The sequence below is a fragment of the Vibrio penaeicida genome (assembly GCF_002933855.1).
Lineage (GTDB): Bacteria > Pseudomonadota > Gammaproteobacteria > Enterobacterales > Vibrionaceae > Vibrio > Vibrio penaeicida_A.
Map to the genome: position 1 here is coordinate 63006 of NZ_BFAQ01000053.1, position 13852 is coordinate 76857.

The following is a 13852-nucleotide window of genomic DNA, read 5'->3' on the forward strand; positions in this document are numbered from 1 at the left end:
GCGAGCAGAAATGATTCAAAAGGAGAAGCTGCTCACTTAATCAACACTTTCCCTAAGGGAATAAATGAATATACAGACCAAGAATTTCACGAGGAATGAAGCGATGAGTCTACCGAAAACAAAGGAATGTCATTTTCATCAAGGCTTCTATGAGTTCATCAATCAGGAAGTACTGCCATTAACCGATTTGGAACCCAACGAGTTTTGGGAAAACGTGGCACGTTTAGTCAGCGATCTTACGCCTCGTAATCAAGCTTTACTGGCGAAGAGACATAAATTGCAAACTCAGATTGACCAATTTCACCGTGAAAATCGCTCCTTCTCTCAAAACCAATATCAATCGTTTTTAGAAGAAATTGGCTACTTAGAGGAAGAGGGACCGGACTTTCAAATTGAAACACGAAATGTAGATGAAGAAATCGCTTCAATTGCAGGACCACAACTGGTTGTTCCGATTCGTAACGCTCGATTTGCTTTGAATGCTGCTAACGCGAGATGGGGAAGTTTGTACGATGCGCTTTATGGCACCGATGTGATTAGCCAAAACGGTGCGGGTATGAACGTAGGTAAAAAATACAATCAAGCACGTGGCAAAAAAGTGATTGCGTTTGCGAAAGACTTTTTGGACGAAGTTTTCCCTCTTAACGAAGGTTCGCACCACGACGTCGAAAGTTACACCGTTTACTTCAAAAACCTGCTGGCCTTTTTCCCTGATGGTACTCAGGCAGGTTTGAAGCACCCAGGTCAATTTGTCGCAGCAAGCGATCTCGATCGAGAACCCACATCAATCATTTTAAGAAACAACGGCCTCTATATCGAAATGATCATCAACAGCTGCGGAACCATCGGTAGCCAAGACTTAGCAGGCATTGATGACATTCAAATTGAATCGGCAATGTCGACCATTATGGACTTTGAAGATTCCATAGCCGCTGTCGACGGCGACGACAAAGTAGAAGCTTACACCAATTGGTTAGGCTTGGTTACGGGGTCACTTAAGTCTGAGTTTACCAAAAATGGCAAAACTCTAACGCGTAAGTTAAGTGACGATAAAGTGTACACCGGACGAAATGGCGACGACTACACCCTACATGGTCGTTCGCTTCTTATGATTCGAAACGTTGGTCACCTTATGGGTATCGACTTAATGACAGACCAAGAAGGAAACGAGGTGCCGGAAGGCATCATGGATGCCATCGTGACGTCTCTCATTGGCAGTATTGCCATCAAGAATTCAAGCGCATGTCGCGTCTCGAACAGCAGAACAGGAAGTATCTACATAGTGAAGCCCAAGATGCACGGACCTGAAGAGGTTGCGTTTTCCTGTGAACTGTTTAGCCGTGTTGAGTCCATGTTAGGTCTCGCTCCCAATACTTTAAAAATCGGGATTATGGACGAAGAACGCCGCACTTCATTAAACCTTAAAGAGTGCATTCGCCAAGCGAAAAACAGAGTGGTGTTCATCAACACGGGATTTTTGGACCGAACTGGTGACGAAATTCATACCAGTATGGAAGCCGGTCCCTTTCTTCCAAAAGGTGAGATCAAAAATCAGCCATGGATTGCTGCTTATGAGCAAAACAATGTCGCGGTTGGTCTTGCCTGCGGTTTCTCTGGAAAAGCTCAAATTGGTAAGGGAATGTGGGCAATGCCAGATGAAATGGCAGAGATGATGAAACAAAAAGTGGCCCACCCATTATCAGGGGCAACCACAGCTTGGGTGCCGTCACCAACAGCGGCCACTTTGCATGCATTGCATTATCACCGAGTGAACGTTTTTGAATGCCAAAAAGCATTAGAAATAGACGCAGGTTCACTCAAAAACAACATGCTGAAAATTGCCTTAATGCCGCAAGAAACCAACCTAACTGCAAAGGATATTGAACAAGAGTTGGAAAACAACATTCAAGGGATCCTTGGTTACGTGGTTCGTTGGGTAGAAATGGGAGTGGGGTGTTCGAAAGTGCCAGACATCAACAATGTAGGCTTGATGGAAGACAGAGCAACACTACGTATTTCCAGCCAACACATTGCGAACTGGCTAGCACATAAAGTGTGCAAAAAAGAACAGGTTGAGAGCATCTTAGCGCGAATGGCAAAAGTGGTGGACGACCAAAACGTGGGCGAAAGTGGCTACAAACCAATGACGCCAGACATTGAATCGAGCACCGCGTATCAAGCTGCCAGAGCATTGATATTTAAAGGAGCAGCGCAGCCGAGTGGCTACACAGAACCGCTACTTCATGAATACCGAAAGCAAGCAAAGTACCAATGAATTAAGCAGTTGTATATTCAAGAAAATGATTAGAAACATCCAATAACGTGAACACAATAAAATATTAAAAGAGAGATACCATGGAAAATTACAGAACGGAAACCCAAAAGGCAGACGAACTTATCCAGCAGCAAGGACAAACTTGGGCGGCAATTAACCCTGAATATGTGGCACGTATGCGTCTTCAAAACCGATTTCAATCCGGTTTAGACATTGCTCGCTATACAGCAAAAATCATGCGTGAAGATATGGAAGCGTATGATAACAATAGCGAGAATTACACGCAGTCTCTCGGTTGTTGGCACGGGTTTGTCGGCCAGCAGAAAATGATTTCCATTAAAAAGCATTTTGAAACCACTCGTGGTCGTTACCTATACCTTTCTGGCTGGATGGTCGCAGCGCTTCGTTCTGAGTTCGGACCTCTACCCGATCAGTCGATGCACGAAAAAACCACAGTCCCGATGCTAATTGAAGAGCTGTACACCTTCTTAAAACAAGCGGATGCTCGCGAGCTTAACCACCTATACAAAGAATTAGATGGTACGCGTAACTCCGGTGATACAGTGAAAGCGCAAGCGGTTCAAAATCAAATCGATAATTTTGAAACCCACATCGTACCAATCGTAGCTGACATCGATGCCGGCTTTGGTAACGAAGAAGCAACGTACTTACTGGCGAAAAAAATGATTGAGGCAGGTGCGTGCTGTATCCAAATTGAAAACCAAGTATCGGATGCGAAGCAGTGTGGTCACCAAGATGGCAAAGTAACGGTTCCGCATGAAGACTTCCTAGCGAAGATCAATGCTGTTCGCTACGCATTCTTGGAGCTGGGTGTCGACGACGGCGTGATTGTGGCGCGTACGGATTCATTAGGTGCTGGTCTTACTCAGAAAATCCCAGTATCGCAAACCACGGGCGATTTGGCGGACCAATACAATGAGTTCATCGATGGGGAAGAAATCAGCTCACTCACTGATTTAGACAGTGGCGACATGGTATTGAAGCAGGGCGATAAGTACATTAAGCCGACTCGTCTACCAAATGGTTTGGTTCGTTTCAAACCCAATACGGGTGAAGACCGTGTGGTATTGGATTGCATTACCTCTCTTCAAAATGGTGCTGACCTGCTTTGGATTGAAACCGAGAAACCACACGTTCAGCAAATTGCGGGTATGGTAAATCGCATCCGTGAAGTGATTCCAAATGCGAAGTTGGTATACAACAACAGCCCATCATTCAACTGGACATTGAACTTCCGCCAGCAAGTATTTGATGCGTGGGCAGCAGAAGGTAAAGACGTGTCTAGCTACGAACGTGAAAAATTGATGAGCAGTGTATACGACGACTCAGAACTCGCAGTATCTGCGGATGAAAAAATCCAAAGCTTCCAACGAGACGCTGCAAGAGAAGCGGGTATTTTCCACCACTTGATTACGTTGCCGACTTACCACACAGCGGCATTGTCTACCGACAACCTAGCGAAGGACTACTTTGGTGAGAAAGGGATGTTGGCTTACGTGAAAGAAGTACAGCGTAAAGAAATCCGTCAAGGGTTGGCATCGGTTAAACACCAAGACATGTCGGGTTCTAACATCGGGGACGATCACAAAGAGTACTTCTCTGGAGAGCAAGCGCTGAAAGCCTCTGGTGAAAACAACACCATGAATCAATTCGCGTAAAAAAGCGGATTAATTAGGAAACGCCAACCTTTTAAAAGGTTGGCGTTTTTTTGTTTTTTATTGTGCAGATATTTTGGTCTTTTAGGGGGTATTAATACTGTCTTTATGTACGATTCGATTGAATATCACTCTTCGGGACTTTTGGTTTGGAATAGTGCTCGTTTGGTAAAGTTGGTCTTCAACGCCATTTAGTGAAGCGTTAAACAGCGATAGGGGTTTTATGGAAATTTACGACGAACAATGGGCTGAAAATTACAATCGGTTAGCAACAATTTCAATCGCTGGACGCGAAGGGCTTTATCGCTTGTGTACCGCGTACTTTAGAAATCTGACTAACGGCGCAAAAATACTTGTCATCGGTTGTGGTACCGGTGAAGAGTTGATTACATTAGCGAAAGCTTTGCCTTTGGCTTCGTTTGTGGCAATTGACCCCGCTGAGCCAATGCTCGAACTTTGTAGGAAGCGGTTAGTAGACGAAGGGTTGTCTGGACGCATTAAACTATACAATTCAACGCTTGACGAATTTTCGTCGCCACTCAAGTTTGATGCCGCAACAGCTATCTTAGTGTCTCAACACCTTAGCCTAGACTTTAAAGTGCAGAGGTTTTTTCAGGATATTGCAGCTTTCCTTAAACCTGGAGGCTTGCTCTATAGTGCAGATCTCCATATTGGAACAGGGCAGGATCGAGATGCATTAATGGACTTATGGTACAACAACTTAGTCATGTCAGGTATCGATTCAGAAATGGCTGATGGTATGCTTTTAAAAATTAAAACAGAAATATGCCTGCGCAATGAAGAAGTGATTACTGGGTTTATCCAACATGCAGGTTTCGAAAAAATTCTTATGCCTTTTAGGTCTGGTCTGTATGGTTCGTGGGCGGCATGTAAAAGTGCGTAACAAACGAATATGGCGTTAATAGTTAATATTTGGCGCTTTCTTTATCTCACGTATGCACCGCCTCTGGGTATTGAACTAATGTCATTCATTCCCTTTTAGCGTGTAATTAATCGACTATCAGCTACTATTTTATCCTAATCACACTGATCCCGATAAAGGATAAAATAATGAGTCACTTACAAAAGATAGGTGGAATTGCGGCATTATCTGAGGCTGTTATTTATGTATCAGCCTTCGTATTTTTTGGCGTTTATTGGGATTTTCCTGTAGATGCCAACTCAATGAGAAAATTGGCTTTTCTCTCTGAAAATCAAACCGTTTTTTCCGTTGTAAACCTCGTTATGTATGTGCTGTTTGGTATTCTTTTGGCTGTGCTCGTACTGGCAGTTCACGAGCGTTTGAAAATCAATGCTCCAAATCTATCGAAAGTGGCTTCCATTTATGGGGTGATATGGGTGGGTTTGGTCATTGCCAGCGGAATGATTTCAAATATAGGTTTAGCTGCTGCCCTTGAGTTATCAACAACGAATTCAGAACAAGCGATTTTAGTTTGGTCTATTATCTCCACCATAGTTGAAGGTATCGGTGGTGGAAACGAGGTTGTTGGAGGCTTATGGGTTTTATTGTTAAGCATCGCTGCCTATAGATGCAATGAATTTTCTAAAGCTTTTAACTACTTGGGCTTTTTCGTTGGCATTGTTGGTATTCTGACGATTTATCCCGCTGAAGTGCTCACAGCCATTTTCGGCATCACTCAAATAGTGTGGTTTTCTTGGTTGGGGGTGGCGATGCTTTCTGGTAGTAAAAGCCAATAAATATGAATTGAGTTCAGCTCAATAACAGGTGGTTTTACTCGATACTGCAGGCTCAAGATTCGGTCTTGGGTAAACGCCCAGTAATCTCTTCCTAAATTTAAGGAAGTTCTTCGGTTTACACCAAATGAACAACACCGATGATAAGTAGCGCTATCAAAGAAGCGCCAACTCTGTACAGGGTTGGCGTTTTGTTCTTTTTGAACATAAAGAAAACAAGTGTTGATTTAGTCAATGCATTCCATTAGTTTGTGACGTATTGGTAATGATAATTATTATCATTTAAGTTTATATGGATATTGTTATTGGATGAAACTATGACTGAAAGAGTGAAATGGGATGGAAGCCTTATTGAAGGTGCGGCTAAGTCTTTAGAAGAAGGTAAGATGATAGTTAGCCCAACAAAAGTTGGTTACATCATTATGGCTGCAAATGAAGAGGGGCTGAAAAGAAAATTCGACGCTAAGCAACGCAAATTAAACAAACCCGCTGTTGTACTTTGTGGTTCGATGGAGCAACTAAAGGAATTAGCGGAGCTTAACAAAGAAGTCGAGTCTTTCTATCAACTTCACTGGGATCAAGATGTTTTGATGGGCTGTATTGTTCCATGGAAAAAGGAAGCGATTGAGAAACTCGATCCAGAAGTCAGAAAACTGGTAACAGACCACCGAAATACAAGTTGTTTCGTCGTGAAGTTTGGCACACCTTCCGAGCAGATCGTTGCCCACAACTGGGAAAAACGCATTCTAACCTTTGCAAGTTCAGCAAATCCGTCTGGTAAAGGGAACCGTGGTCAAGTTGAATACATAGGTGAACGCATCGAAGAAGCTGCCGATTTGATCATTGAAGCCAATGATTATGTCAATTCTATTCAATCAGATAAGACTGTCGAAACCCGTTACGAGCAGGGCGTGATGGTTGCTATGGTCGACAGCGACGGCATCCTGATCCCTGAGCAAGGCGACGAAAGATCCATTACGCCTGCACCAATACTGATTCGAAAAGGCTTGGATACGGAACAAATTCTGATTAATTTGTCAGACAGCTTCCAATCGTGGGACTTCCGCCACGGTGAGTACTACTAATTTAAGCAAATCAAATAGCCGGAACACTTTATCGGGAATTTGTTCCGGCTAACTAAGAAAACAAGCTCACGATATCTGTACTTTGTTTTGCTTTACTATCGAAATCAATATTGTCCCTTATGTGATGGATGTGTTCTAACATCAGGTTATGAGCAAGCTCGCCATTCTTTGTGCGTATCGCCTCTACCAACTCTGCATGCTCTTCCTCTCTGCACGCGCTTGCCCCAACCGAATCAAAGATACCGATAATTAAAGATGATTGTGTAATCAGGTCTCTGACAACCTGTAACATCACTTCGTTGTCGACAACTTGAGCTAAAAGGGTATGGAATTGCCCTGAAAGTTTTATCGAATCACGACGGTTATCAGCCGCACGTGCGGCGGATTCCTTTTTTAAATGTTTTTCCAGTAGCCGTAAATCTTTGGGCTTCGCTCTTTCCGAGGCGAGTCGTGCAATAGACGGCTCTATCAGGAGCCTCATGTCAAAGATATCACGAGCTTGTTTTTCGGACGGACTAGCAACAAAGGCGCCTTTATTGGGCTGGCGGTTGATAAGACCTCTGTCAGCCAACATAAAAATTGCGCGTCTGGCACGCATCCGACTTACTTTAAATGCTTTACCCAATTCAGACTCAGAGAGTTTGGTTCCTGGGGTTAAGCGTTGGTCAATGATTGCTTCATATATCTGATCGACGATTGCTTCTTCTTCAGCCATATCTTTAGCGGTTGTCGCTTTCATATTAAAGAAGTTACTCCGTTTAAAAGTCCCACTCAATTTCTAAACAGTATGTCCAAACAAGTGCAGTTTTCAATGGTTTTTGCACACATTTAGACCAATCAATTTATATGCAACAGAATAAAAAATATAGGTTTCTTTTTTATCTTATTGTATTGGTTGGGCTTTTTATGAGGTGAAAAAGTGGTACTTAATTTGCTTTATTGATAACAGGATTGTTAACAATGTGACTTTTCATTGTTAACAATAATCGTGCACTGGTACAGATTGTTAATTTTTGGTTGGAGACCAAATTCAGTTGCACATAAAAGAAAAGGAGTAATTGAAATGAAAACATGTGGTTTTCTTAAAGCCGGCATAATTGCTAGTGCAATGAGTGCTGTGATATCGACAGCGACTTATGCTGCAAACCCAGTGCTGAAAATCGGTTTTGTAGGTGTGACTTCTGGCCCTGCAGCCGCTTGGGGTATCTCTAATCAACGATCAATGGAAACGCGTGCAGAGTGGATCAACGAAACTGGTGGTTACACCATCGGAGACATAACATACGACATTGAAATTGTTGCTTTTGACGACCGAAAAGACCCTAAGCGCGCTGTCGCTGGTATGGAAAAGATGGCGCAAGAGGGCATTCATTATGTGGTAGGTCCTAATGTAGACGACGGTGCTGCTGCAGTAAGACCAGTGGCTGAGCAAAAAGGTATCATGTATTTCCCTTATGCGTTCCCGAAGAGCCTCTATCAAGCTCCAGCTTCTAATGCGGTATTGGGAATGGTTGCAAACTACCAATCTGGTCCTGCTATCTACAAGTATCTCATCGAAAACAAAGGTATTAAAAATGTTGCTTTTGTTGCGGCTAACGAGTCGGATCCTTTGAGCCAAAGAGACAGCGGTATCGTTGCGGCTGAAGCACTTGGTCTGAAGGTGGTATCGGGTAATGTTACTTATCAGGTAGATACCACGGACTTCACTCCTGTTCTACTTCCGGTTATTAAGTCTAAACCTGATCTGCTTGTTTTATCAGGGGTATCCCCGGCTAGCGCACCTCAGCTAATTCGTTCTGCTCGTGAGCTGGGCTACAGTGGATTGATATCTACTGAAACTGCACAGGATGCAAGCGTACTTAGGGAAGGGGCTGGCGAATTAGCTAACGGATTTATTTCTGTCGGGGGAGCATCAACACCAGAGCTTGCTTCAGACGCTATGCGTGAATTTGTTAAGCGTTATACCAGCAAATACGGTGAGTACAACGACGAGTCAAATACGAAAGTGTACGCATTGGAATACATCCTAGAGACGCTGAAGTCCAACCCTTCGGCTATCACAAACGTGGACGAGTTCAAGCAGACAATGGATTCGTTTGAAGCGTCTAATCCTTATATCAAAGGCGAATCTAAGCTTAGTTACGTTGGTAAAACATCTTTCGGTCAGAAGCGTCAAATATCGGTGCCACTGGTTGTGAATGTGTATCAGGATAGCGAGTTTAAGACCTTGTTCGTTGCAAAGGTTGACTAGAAGCCGCACTCACCACCCCATGGCGACGCACAAAGTGTGTCGCCATGGGGCCACTGTTCTTTAGTTAGGGATTACTTATGGAACAAATTATCGCCAACGGGCTGTACCTTGGCGCGCAATACGCACTGATTGCGTTGGGTCTGACTCTCATCTTTTCATTGATGAATGTTCTTAATTTTGCCCATGGACAGATGTATGTGTTGGGCGGATTCGTTACCTACACTTTCGTCTCTCAATTTGGCTTTCCTTTCATTATTGCACTACTGGTTTCAGCCATCGTCTTGGCTGTTGTGGGTGCTGCGGTGGAACGGTTTCTTTTTCGTCCGGTAATCAAAAAAACCAAAAGAGATGAAAGTACCATGCTATTGGCGGCAGCAATTGGCTTCTTTCTGGATGCCGTTATCTTGTTGGTGTTTGGCGAGAAGCAACGCGGTGTTCCGAAAATCATCGATGGTGTTTTCAATTGGGATTTTCGCATCATCATGCCTTACGACCGTATATTCATCGGATTATTGGCTATCGCAATGATCGTAGTCTTCATTCTCGTTATGCAGCATTCAAAGTCTGGACGAGCAATGAGAGCACTGGCTCAAGATAAGGTAGCTGCAACTTTGATGGGGGTAGATGTAGACCGCTATCAGATGATTGGTTTTGCGTTAGGAGCGATGCTTGCGGGTGTTGTAGGGGGGCTACTTGTGACCATAACTGGCATCAATCTAGGTATGGGAGGACCCACCTCAACCAAAGCATTCATTATGATCATGATTGGTGGAGCCGGGGTCATTCCGGGAGCCATAGTCGGCGGTTTTATTTTGGGTATGATGGAGAGTGTCGGTTTGTCTGTTTTATCCCAATATGGCGATATCACGTATCTGGTTATATTTGCCTCTTTGATGCTCTTTTTGGTCATTCGCCCTCACGGGCTGATGGGAAAACCATGGGGGTAATAAAATGAATAAGAAAACAATAAGTTGGGTTGCAGCCTTTCTGGTATCTACCTATCTGGTGATTCCCTTCATTATCGAGATAACAGGTCGCACAGATTTTTACTACACGTTGACGTCTGTTGCGCTACTTTCAATTTCATCTGCTGGTGTCTGGCTAACCTTTTACATAGGGCGGATTAATATTGGTCAGGGAGCCTACTCTTTAGCTGGTGGCTACGTTGCCGCTATCCTAGTGACTCAGGCGGAGGTGAATTTTTGGCTGGCACTGCCATTGGCAGGTGTGTTTTGCGCCGTGTTATCAGTATTCATAGGGTTGCCTATATTGCGTCTTCGCGGAGTGTATTTCGCGATGGTGACCCTGGTTCTTACCGAAGTTATGCGACTAACCGCAATGGCATTACCAATCACGCAAGGTGCAAAAGGCATTACCTCGATTCCGCTGCCTCAAGCGTTGAAAGTGTTTAACTTTACCTTGATTCCAGGGTTCGATACCTTCGAGAGACCCAAGGTTGCGTTTTACGTGATGGCTGTGACTTTAATGGTTTTGGCCTTTTTTGTTCTGTGGCGAATAGTCAACTCTCGTCTTGGGCACCTATGCCGCTCGCTCCAGCAGAATGAGGAACTGGCTTCCTCAATTGGTGTGAATACGACTTATCTGCGTGTATTGACCTATTCAATTTCGTCTTTCTTTGGCGGGATTGCTGGCGCAAGTTTTATCGCTATTACTCAGTCTGTTTACCCCTCTTCTTTCCAAATTGCAGACAGTATCAACTTTATGCTCAATTGCTTTCTCGGCGGGCTTGGATATGTGTTCGGACCTATGCTCGGGACTCTGATGCTGTACTTCGGATGGGATCTGCTGTTCAGCATAGGCAAGTATCAGATGCTTGTTTATTCAGGGCTCTTAATCGTTGTGATGTTGGTTTTGCCAAATGGCATCTTAAGCCTTTTAGATAAAAAGGGGGAACGCTAATGTTGCCATTATTAGAACTAAGAGGGGTAACCAAACGTTTTGGTGGTCTCACTGCGGTAAACAACGTGAGTTTCTCGGTTAGAAAAGGAGAGATTCTGTCCGTTATCGGACCAAATGGGGCGGGCAAGTCTACGCTGTTTAAACTTATCTCTTCGTTCCTAAAGACAAGCAGTGGAGAGGTCTTTTTTCGGGGACAGAGAATCAGTAATCAAGCCCCCCACAACGTTGCCCAGTTAGGTGTTGTACGAACCTTTCAGGAGACCACAATCTTTCGCTCAATGACCGTGAGGGAAAATATTATCGTTGCTCATCACTTGCGTTCAAAGTCCTCTCTGTTGGGTTTCTTTGTCGGGACTAAACTCGCCAAAAAAGATGAAGCAAGATTCGAAGAATCATCGGACAAACTAATAGAGTTTCTTGGAATTGAATCCATCGCGGATGAAATGGCATCAAACTTACCTCAGGGGCACCTCAGAACATTGGGGATGGCGATAGGTTTGGCGACAGATCCGTCGATAATTCTTCTGGATGAACCCTTTGCCGGGATGAATCATGATGAAACCATGCGGATGGTCACGCTGGTTAAGCGCCTTCGTGACGAGCGAGAAGTAACCATATTGCTGGTGGAACACGATATGCCTGCTGTAATGAAAATTTCAGACCGTGTTGTCGTCATTAACTTTGGTGAAAAAATCGCGGAAGGAACACCTCTTGAAATTCAAAACAACCCAAAAGTCATTGAGGCCTATCTGGGCTCGGAAGATGATGCGGTGGGAATGTAGCCAATGACTGAAATACTTAAATTTGAAAATGTTGAGCTTTATTACGACCACATTTATGCATTGAAAGGTGTTTCACTTGATCTTAATAAAGGCGAGATCGTTGCGTTAATTGGAGCCAACGGCGCAGGAAAGTCCTCAATCTTACGAGCCATAACTGGTTTGGCAAAAATCAAATCAGGATCGATTTATTACAACAATAAACGTTTAGATGGGACACCAGCAGCAGAGATTGTAAAGCTGGGGATTGCGATGGTTCCCGAGGGACGAAGAGTTTTTCCATACATGTCGGTGAAAGACAACCTTCTTATGGGAGCATTCACACGTTCAGACAAATCGGAAATTGCAGAGTCACTGGAAAATGTACTTGAACGGTTTCCTAGGCTTCGAGAGCGTTTTTCCCAACACGCAGGGACCTTGTCAGGAGGTGAACAGCAGATGATGGTGATAGGTCGGGCGTTAATGGCAAAACCTGATCTACTCCTTCTTGATGAGCCCAGTCTTGGGATTGCACCGAAACTAGTGCAAGACATTGCTCGCTCAATAGTGTCGATCTCAAAAGATCAGAATGTCAGTGTGTTGCTGGTTGAGCAGAATAGCCGCATGGCAATGTCAATATCCGACCGGACTTATGCTTTGTCTACAGGCTCTATCGTCTTAGAAGGCCCTTCAAAGAGCCTGATCCATGATGACCGTATCAAGGCAGCATACTTAGGCGGGGATTTATAATTCAACATGAAAATCCTGATTGTAAACCCCAATACTACCGCGAGCATGACAGAAAAAATTCGTGTCTCCGCACGGAAAGCGGCCTCTCTCGATACCGAAATAACTGCAGTATCTTCACTTGAGGGGCCAGCATCCATTGAAGGTTTTTTTGATGAAGCAATGGCAATACCTGGAATGCTGGCAACCATACAGGCAGCAGATGATTTTGATGCAGTGATTATCGCCTGTTTTGACGATACCGGGTTGGATGCAGCGAGATGTCTTACGGATAAACCTGTAATAGGTATTGGTGAAGCGGGGTATCACATTGCGTCAGTCCTATCCAATAAGTTTAGTGTTGTTACTACGTTGGCGCGGTCTGTGCCTGCATTGGAGTACAATATTTTGCGGTATGGAATGGAAAGGCGTTGTGTGAGAGTACGCGCTTCTGAAATCCCAGTTCTGGAACTGGAAAATGATAGTGTAAAACCGGTTAAGATTCTGGGGAATGAAATCGAGCGAGCCATTTCTGAAGATAAAGCTGAAGCTATCGTTCTAGGGTGTGCAGGAATGACAGACCTAGCAGCAGAATTGTCTAAGAAGTTTGGTTTACCTGTGTTAGATGGTGTTTCCTGTGCAGTGTCAATGTGCGAAAGCATTGTAAAAATGGGATTAAAGACAAGTCGACTGGGTGGGTATACACAACAGCCTACACATAAGCTTACTGTATTGAACAGATTAGCTTCGCTGGAAAATGCTGGCGACTTGGGGCAATCATCCAATAAAACTGACTGATGAGATTAACCACCAGTTCTCGCTAGTTATTTGCTAGCGAGATATTCGTCGTCATGTTGAAGAACCTTATGGCACTGGTGTCTTGAAAATGCCCCCTGCTTGTAAGAGTAACTTTACTGATTTACTTAGGTATTTTAGCGCTAACCTAATTCTTCCAACCAACGGACGCGCACTGCGTCTTTATCGATCATAGTAAAAACTTTAGGTCTCACTTCGGTTATCCACCACTCATTATAAGTCGCTTCATTCGCCTTGATTTTGTGTTTTTCAGAATCGTATTGCCGAGCCCAAACAAACCAAAGGTTCTTATCTTCGTCTTCATGAATGCTTTGGAATAAGATCTTCATTCCGCACTTTATTTGGTGTGGTAACACCACGTCGTTCATAAATTTCAACCATTTTTCTTTATTACCCTCAATGATTTTGTATTCACGTAGTTCAATCATAAATCCTCTTTGGTAAGGCAACTTTGAGGGTTTTATTATCTACTAGAATGACATTTACTATCAATTTCAATAATGAGAATGAAGATATAATGCTGTAATTAAAGGTTATATTTTGATTTTGTGATTTATTTGTTAATTAGTTGTTGCGCGAGATTGGAAAATTTATTAGCGTAATTGGTAAGGCAAATTTGTTTACTAAGG

13 protein-coding genes are annotated in these 13852 nt (G+C 43.7%); 11 read left to right on the forward strand and 2 right to left on the reverse strand.

All coding sequences use genetic code 11. The features are described 5' to 3' along the window. Positions 1-103 precede the first annotated feature (103 nt). The 5 genes from VPNCDNU1_RS25905 to VPNCDNU1_RS25925 all read left to right on the forward strand — a co-directional run bounded on the left by VPNCDNU1_RS25905 (position 104) and on the right by VPNCDNU1_RS25925 (position 6752). A complete protein-coding gene (locus VPNCDNU1_RS25905; RefSeq protein ID WP_104403048.1) occupies positions 104-2275 on the forward strand; it encodes a malate synthase G in 2172 nt (723 codons plus the stop codon). An 80-nt stretch (positions 2276-2355) separates the two neighbouring features. Beyond that, complete coding sequence (locus tag VPNCDNU1_RS25910; RefSeq protein ID WP_104403049.1) at positions 2356-3954, forward strand: isocitrate lyase; 1599 nt, start codon at positions 2356-2358, stop codon at positions 3952-3954. Positions 3955-4174: 220 nt separating this feature from the next. Beyond that, complete coding sequence (locus VPNCDNU1_RS25915) at positions 4175-4855, forward strand: class I SAM-dependent methyltransferase (protein ID WP_104403050.1); 681 nt, start codon at positions 4175-4177, stop codon at positions 4853-4855. A gap of 167 nt (positions 4856-5022) precedes the next feature. Continuing rightward, positions 5023-5670 carry a hypothetical protein gene (locus VPNCDNU1_RS25920; RefSeq protein WP_104403051.1) on the forward strand — a complete coding sequence of 216 codons (648 nt, stop codon included), beginning with the start codon at positions 5023-5025 and terminating at the stop codon, positions 5668-5670. A gap of 314 nt (positions 5671-5984) precedes the next feature. Next, positions 5985-6752, forward strand: coding sequence for an L-threonylcarbamoyladenylate synthase (locus VPNCDNU1_RS25925; RefSeq protein WP_104403052.1), 768 nt, complete (start codon positions 5985-5987; stop codon positions 6750-6752). Between the two features lie 52 nt (positions 6753-6804). Here VPNCDNU1_RS25925 and VPNCDNU1_RS25930 read toward each other — a convergent pair whose 3' ends face one another. Continuing rightward, entirely contained in the window at positions 6805-7491 is a 687-nt protein-coding gene (locus VPNCDNU1_RS25930; RefSeq protein ID WP_104403053.1) for a GntR family transcriptional regulator, read from the reverse strand. A gap of 324 nt (positions 7492-7815) precedes the next feature. Here VPNCDNU1_RS25930 and VPNCDNU1_RS25935 point away from each other — a divergent pair, with 324 nt between their 5' ends. The 6 genes from VPNCDNU1_RS25935 (at position 7816) to VPNCDNU1_RS25960 (ending at position 13205) form a co-directional block, all read left to right on the forward strand. Beyond that, positions 7816-9003, forward strand: coding sequence for an ABC transporter substrate-binding protein (locus tag VPNCDNU1_RS25935; protein WP_104403054.1), 1188 nt, complete (start codon positions 7816-7818; stop codon positions 9001-9003). A 77-nt stretch (positions 9004-9080) separates the two neighbouring features. Continuing rightward, the gene (locus tag VPNCDNU1_RS25940; protein ID WP_104403055.1) at positions 9081-9950 is read left to right on the forward strand and encodes a branched-chain amino acid ABC transporter permease; all 870 of its coding nucleotides are present in this window, start codon (positions 9081-9083) and stop codon (positions 9948-9950) included. A 4-nt stretch (positions 9951-9954) separates the two neighbouring features. Then, positions 9955-10923 (forward strand): branched-chain amino acid ABC transporter permease, encoded by a 969-nt coding sequence (locus VPNCDNU1_RS25945; protein ID WP_104403056.1) that lies wholly within the window; start codon positions 9955-9957, stop codon positions 10921-10923. Continuing rightward, positions 10923-11705 carry an ABC transporter ATP-binding protein gene (locus VPNCDNU1_RS25950; protein WP_104403057.1) on the forward strand — a complete coding sequence of 261 codons (783 nt, stop codon included), beginning with the start codon at positions 10923-10925 and terminating at the stop codon, positions 11703-11705. The genes VPNCDNU1_RS25945 and VPNCDNU1_RS25950 overlap by 1 nt, the downstream gene beginning before the upstream one ends. Before the next feature lie 3 nt (positions 11706-11708). Beyond that, positions 11709-12431, forward strand: a complete 723-nt coding sequence (locus tag VPNCDNU1_RS25955) for an ABC transporter ATP-binding protein (RefSeq protein WP_104403058.1) — start codon at positions 11709-11711, stop codon at positions 12429-12431. Positions 12432-12437: 6 nt separating this feature from the next. Next, positions 12438-13205 (forward strand): aspartate/glutamate racemase family protein, encoded by a 768-nt coding sequence (locus VPNCDNU1_RS25960; protein ID WP_104403059.1) that lies wholly within the window; start codon positions 12438-12440, stop codon positions 13203-13205. A gap of 140 nt (positions 13206-13345) precedes the next feature. Here the strand turns inward: VPNCDNU1_RS25960 and VPNCDNU1_RS25965 are convergent, their stop codons facing one another. Next, entirely contained in the window at positions 13346-13651 is a 306-nt protein-coding gene (locus VPNCDNU1_RS25965; protein ID WP_104403060.1) for a hypothetical protein, read from the reverse strand. Positions 13652-13852 lie beyond the last annotated feature (201 nt).

Coding starts and splice junctions, on each gene's coding strand:
- VPNCDNU1_RS25905 (WP_104403048.1), top strand. CDS start 104: ATGAGTCTACCGAAAACAAAGGAATGTCATTTTCATCAAGGCTTCTAT.
- VPNCDNU1_RS25910 (WP_104403049.1), top strand. CDS start 2,356: ATGGAAAATTACAGAACGGAAACCCAAAAGGCAGACGAACTTATCCAG.
- VPNCDNU1_RS25915 (WP_104403050.1), top strand. CDS start 4,175: ATGGAAATTTACGACGAACAATGGGCTGAAAATTACAATCGGTTAGCA.
- VPNCDNU1_RS25920 (WP_104403051.1), top strand. CDS start 5,023: ATGAGTCACTTACAAAAGATAGGTGGAATTGCGGCATTATCTGAGGCT.
- VPNCDNU1_RS25925 (WP_104403052.1), top strand. CDS start 5,985: ATGACTGAAAGAGTGAAATGGGATGGAAGCCTTATTGAAGGTGCGGCT.
- VPNCDNU1_RS25930 (WP_104403053.1), bottom strand. CDS start 7,491: ATGAAAGCGACAACCGCTAAAGATATGGCTGAAGAAGAAGCAATCGTC.
- VPNCDNU1_RS25935 (WP_104403054.1), top strand. CDS start 7,816: ATGAAAACATGTGGTTTTCTTAAAGCCGGCATAATTGCTAGTGCAATG.
- VPNCDNU1_RS25940 (WP_104403055.1), top strand. CDS start 9,081: ATGGAACAAATTATCGCCAACGGGCTGTACCTTGGCGCGCAATACGCA.
- VPNCDNU1_RS25945 (WP_104403056.1), top strand. CDS start 9,955: ATGAATAAGAAAACAATAAGTTGGGTTGCAGCCTTTCTGGTATCTACC.
- VPNCDNU1_RS25950 (WP_104403057.1), top strand. CDS start 10,923: ATGTTGCCATTATTAGAACTAAGAGGGGTAACCAAACGTTTTGGTGGT.
- VPNCDNU1_RS25955 (WP_104403058.1), top strand. CDS start 11,709: ATGACTGAAATACTTAAATTTGAAAATGTTGAGCTTTATTACGACCAC.
- VPNCDNU1_RS25960 (WP_104403059.1), top strand. CDS start 12,438: ATGAAAATCCTGATTGTAAACCCCAATACTACCGCGAGCATGACAGAA.
- VPNCDNU1_RS25965 (WP_104403060.1), bottom strand. CDS start 13,651: ATGATTGAACTACGTGAATACAAAATCATTGAGGGTAATAAAGAAAAA.